This window comes from Kocuria tytonicola (genome assembly GCF_003687455.1).
Taxonomy (GTDB): Bacteria; Actinomycetota; Actinomycetes; order Actinomycetales; family Micrococcaceae; genus Kocuria; species Kocuria tytonicola.
Map to the genome: position 1 here is coordinate 1 of NZ_PHOA01000152.1, position 3,548 is coordinate 3,548.

Sequence of the window (3,548 nt, forward strand, 5' to 3'; positions counted from 1 at the left end):
GCTCCGTTCCGGACACGGCGAAAGCCGGGCACCCCGGGGGGGGAAGGGGACCGGCCTCGCCACGATCATCTCACTGGTTCCGCAGACCCCGCCCCACCGAGGTGAGCCGCTCCGCCTCGCCCTCCGAGAGCGACACCCCCAGGTCGCGGACCCGGCCCACCACCTCGGAGGCGGTGAGGTCCTGCTGACTGGTGCGCTGCCCGGCCGCCCGTTCCGTCACGCCGCGCTCCGTGACCGTCACGTGCCCCTCGGGTGTGTGGCGCATGACCATGAGGTGGTGACGGAACACGGAGTCCTCCGCCGTGGAGGTCATGAGGTGGCCCATCCGCACGTCCGCCGGGTGCACCGTGGACTCGTCCAGGACGTGCTCCAGCGAGCCGTTGCGGGACAGGGACCACAGCGGCCAGCCCTCGTCCAGGACCCGGCCCACGGTGAAGGCCTGGCCCGTGTCCACGCGGCGAGCGCCGTCGTGCAGCGGGACGGGCCCGGTGATGCTGAACCCGAAGCCGGGATCGCACAGGTACCGCACGCCCGCGAGGTCCACCAGGACGGTCATGTGGCTTCGCGCGCTCTGCAGGGACCGCACACGGCCCAGGGCGCGACGCACCGTGGAGCCCAGTGCCTCCAGTGCGGCGGCGAAGAGCTGCGCGTGCTCGAAGCAGTACCCACCGCGACGGCGCGTCACGAGCTGGTCGAAGACCGTGGCCGGAGCCACCCCCGGGTGGTGGCCGAGCAGCACCTCCACGTTGCTGAAGGGGAACGTGAGAACGTGCGCGCGGTGCAGACGTTCCAGCAGGTCGAGGCTTGGTGCCTCCGCCTCGATGCCCAGGGCGGCGAGGTAGGCGGGGACGTCGATGTCCGCAATCCGCCATTCCGATGCGTCGCTGCCGTTCACGGTGTTCTCCAGACAGTCCACTGGCCGTTCGCCGCGCTCCGTGCGCGCGCCTCCCCCGACGTCACGGCCCCTCGACCAGCAACACCATCTGCAGGGCCGTCGGCACCGCAACGATCCCGAGCAGCCCCACGCACACCGCCAGGGCCGGGTGCCCGGCCTTGGCACCGGCCAGTCCTCCGAGCACTCCCACGAGGGCAGGAAGGAAGAACATCACGAACGGCCGCGGTGTCCCTGTGCCGTCCCAGTCGAGCAGCGCGAAGGTCAGCAGCACGACCAGCGGGATCGACGCGCAGGAGGCGAGCAGCCATCCGCGCGATCCACTGCGCTGGTTGTCGTTCACGGCATCCTCCTTCGTCTGCGGGTTTCGACGCCCGCCTCGCAGATCAGCCCTTGTCCGGGCTCGTCGCTGCGGTGGATCCGCCACCTTCTGCGTGGTGTTCGGCGTTCGGTGTCGCACCTGCCGTCGGCACGGTGCTCTCGGCCCCAGCGGGCGCGGTCTTGCGCCCGGGCTCGACGCCGCTCCCGCCCTCGGCTGCCTCGCCCTCGTGCTTCTTCCCGAAGGGCAGCACGTGGACGATGCCCACGACCACTGCGCCCCACGCGAGACCCAGCACGAACGAGAAGAACGTCTCCACGAGCCAGGCCAGAGCGGCGCCCACGGCCGGAACGTGGTGGACGCCCTCGCTGAGGTGGTGCACCCACTCGTAGGGCAGGCCGAAGCCCAGGTTCGCCATGCCGGTGAGGATGATGTGCCCACCCACCCAGAGCATGGCGATGACCCCCACCACGGAGATCACGGCGAGCACCTTGGGCATGGCCTTCACCAGCCCCAGGCCGAACTTCTGGGCGCCCGCGGAGTCCTTGCGGGCCATGGCCACCCCGATGTCGTCCATCTTCACGATGAGACCCACCACGCCGTACACGCCGATGGTGATGAGGATGGCCACCGCGATGAGGATGACCGTGCGGGCCAGCAACGGCTCGTGGGACACCTCGTTGAGCGAGATCACCATGATCTCCGCGCTCAGGATGAGGTCCGTGCGCACGGCACCCGAGACGATCTTCTTCTCCGCCTCCGGGCCGCGGTCCGGAGCAGGCTTGTCCTCCCCGTGCTCCCCTGGCGAGAAGTGCTCGATGATCTTCTCCGCCCCCTCGAAGCACAGGTAGGTGCCGCCCAGCATGAGCAGGGGGGTGAGGGCCCAGGGTGCGAACTGGCTCAGCAGCAGAGCCACCGGCAGGATGATGACGATCTTGTTGATCAGCGACCCGATGGTGATCTTCTTGATGATCGGCAGCTCGCGGTTGGGCGTGACCCCCTCCACGAACCGGGGGGCGACGGCGGCGTCGTCCACCACCACGCCCGCAGCCTTGGCGCTCGCGCGCCCGGCGGCCCCAGCGACGTCGTCCACGCTCGCGGCCGTGAGCTTGGCCAGCGCGGCGATGTCGTCCAGCAGTGCGGCAAGTCCAGCGGACATGCGAGTACCTCTTTCCCGGTGGTCAGCTCTCCCCGTGGTCGGCCCGAGGGATCAGCACGCACAAGATTACGGGCTCAGGCCGTCCCCAGCACCGCCACCAGGAAGTCACTGCCCTCGTGCCACGGCCGCAGGTCCCAGCCCGCCAGGGTGAGCTGGGGCGTGAGACCCGCCGCGGCGGCGTCGGCGAGGAAGTCCCCGACGGCGTAGCCGCGGCCCGCGCCGAAGCCCACCACCGCGCGGCCGCCCGGGACGAGGTGCTCGCGGAACCCGCACAGCACGTCCCGGCGGGTGCTCTCCGCGAGGAACGTGACCACGTTCCCGGCGCAGAGGATCACGTCGAACGGCGCGCCCAGCTCGAGCTCCGGCAGGGTGGCCAGGTCGGCGGTGCGGTAGTCGGGGCCGGGATGGTCCTCGCGGGCGGCCCGAACGAGCGCGGGGTCCACGTCCACGCCCACCACGCGGTGCCCGGCGGTGTGCAGGTACCCGGAGAGCCGCCCGGCACCGCACCCGGCGTCCAGGATCCGGGCGCCGCGCGGCACCATGGCGTCCACCAGGCGGGCCTCGCCCACCACGTCCTCGCCCCGTTCCGCCATGGTCCTGAACCTGTCGATGTACCACTGCGAGTGCCCGGGATTGCGCTCCACCTGGGCCATCCACTTGCTCTGCTCCACCATGCCCCCAGGCTACGGGGCCCGGGATCTGGCACCATGAACGCAGCCCCATCCTCGTCCGTCCCGCAGGCACCGGTGCGCCCGGCGCCGAGGGTAAGGCCCTGGTGGGCGGGTACAAGACACCCGCACCACATTTCCCACTGCGCATCCACGAGGAGCACCCGTGACCGTCCTGCTGCTGGCGCTGACCGCGGTCCTCGTGGGCACCGTGCTGCAACGGGTGTCCGGCACAGGCGTGGGCCTGGTGGTGGCGCCGGTGCTGTCCCTCCTCATGGGCCCCGGCGCGGGGGTCCTCGCCACCAACGCGGCCACCACGTGCTCGGGCCTCCTCATCACCCTGTCCGTGCGGAGGCTCGTGGAGTGGCGCCACGCCGCCGTCCTCGTGGCCGCCGCGGTGCCGGGCATCGTGGCGGGTGCCTTCGTGGTGCGGGTGGTGCCCGCCGGGTGGCTGCAGGTGGCCGTGGGTCTGGTGGTGCTCGCCGGGCTCGCGATCACCAAGTTCTCCCC

Annotated in this window: 5 protein-coding genes; 1 reads left to right on the top strand and 4 read right to left on the bottom strand. The window is 71.3% G+C overall.

Annotation, left to right across the window (positions count from 1 at the left end):
- Positions 1–70: 70 nt before the first annotated feature.
- The 4 genes from CWC38_RS11265 to CWC38_RS11275 all read right to left on the bottom strand — a co-directional run bounded on the left by CWC38_RS11265 (position 71) and on the right by CWC38_RS11275 (position 3,044).
- Positions 71–895: an arylamine N-acetyltransferase family protein gene (locus CWC38_RS11265; protein WP_165860410.1), complete on the bottom strand. Its 825-nt coding sequence runs from the start codon at positions 893–895 to the stop codon at positions 71–73.
- A 61-nt stretch (positions 896–956) separates the two neighbouring features.
- The gene (locus tag CWC38_RS12160) at positions 957–1,235 is read right to left on the bottom strand and encodes a hypothetical protein (protein ID WP_165860411.1); all 279 of its coding nucleotides are present in this window, start codon (positions 1,233–1,235) and stop codon (positions 957–959) included.
- A 43-nt stretch (positions 1,236–1,278) separates the two neighbouring features.
- Positions 1,279–2,370 (bottom strand): DUF808 domain-containing protein, encoded by a 1,092-nt coding sequence (locus CWC38_RS11270; RefSeq protein ID WP_121846813.1) that lies wholly within the window; start codon positions 2,368–2,370, stop codon positions 1,279–1,281.
- Positions 2,371–2,444: 74 nt separating this feature from the next.
- On the bottom strand, positions 2,445–3,044 hold the full coding sequence (locus CWC38_RS11275) for a class I SAM-dependent methyltransferase (protein ID WP_121846814.1): 600 nt from the start codon (positions 3,042–3,044) through the stop codon (positions 2,445–2,447).
- 160 nt (positions 3,045–3,204) lie between these two features.
- Between CWC38_RS11275 and CWC38_RS11280 the strand changes: the two genes are divergently transcribed.
- Positions 3,205–3,548: TSUP family transporter (locus CWC38_RS11280; protein WP_165860412.1), on the top strand; the 344-nt coding region annotated here is incomplete at its 3' end.